Raw genomic sequence first — 867 nt, forward strand, 5'->3', positions numbered from 1 at the left:
ACAGCGAGATGCGCCAGCAGATGGACAAGTTGGGCGAGATCCTGCGCCGTCAGCAGGAGATGATGAACGACACCTTCCGCATGGATCAGATGCAGCGCGGCGAGCGCCAGCGCGGGCAGAACCGTGACGAGCAGCTCGGCGAAGGCGGCCAGGACGAGGACAGACCCGGCGTCGGCGAAGACCGCGATCCGCTCGCCCGGCAAAAGCCGATGACGCCCCAGGAATTCGCCGATGCGCTGAAACAGCTGCAGCAGGGCCAGGGCCAGTTGCAGAGCGACCTCGAACAGCTGAAGAAGGGCCTCGAAGGCATGGGTATGGAGCCCAATGAAGGATTTGGCGAGGCCGGCAAGTCCATGGGCAATGCCGAACAGGCACTCGGCGAGGGCGAAGGCGATGCGGCCGTCGGCCATCAGGGCCGGGCGCTGGAAGCGCTGCGCAAGGGCGCCAAGGACATGATGAAGCAGATGCAGGCCATGCAGGGCGACCAGGGTGGCGGCGAGGAAGGCGGCCGCCAGCAGAACGCCGATCGCGATCCGCTCGGCCGGCCGCGCGCCAGCCAGGGTCCCGATTTCGGCGATTCGGTGAAGGTGCCCGACGAGATCGACGTCCAGCGCGCCCGCCAGATTCTGGAAGCGATCCGCAAGCGGCTCGGCAATGCGCTCAGCCCTGACATCGAACGCAGCTATCTGGAACGGCTGCTCGAGCTGAAATATAGCAATTCCAGGAAATGTGTGAAGCGGTTTGCCGTCCGGAATTGCTAAAAAACAAGGGGATTGCCGCCCCCGTCCATCCCACCTGAAAACCATCTCGCACGGTTGCACCACCAGTCCCAGACTTGGCGCCGTCACACCCATCCTGCGCATCTTC

At 64.4% G+C, this 867-nt stretch carries 1 protein-coding gene; it reads left to right on the forward strand.

The window, feature by feature from the left end; genetic code table 11:
• Positions 1–761 (forward strand): DUF4175 family protein (locus EN884_RS37320; RefSeq protein WP_128361201.1); only part of this gene is annotated, 761 nt, incomplete at its 5' end.
• Positions 762–867 lie beyond the last annotated feature (106 nt).

The organism is Mesorhizobium sp. M7A.F.Ca.AU.001.01.1.1 (genome assembly GCF_004022735.1).
In the GTDB taxonomy this organism is placed as follows: domain Bacteria; phylum Pseudomonadota; class Alphaproteobacteria; order Rhizobiales; family Rhizobiaceae; genus Mesorhizobium; species Mesorhizobium ciceri.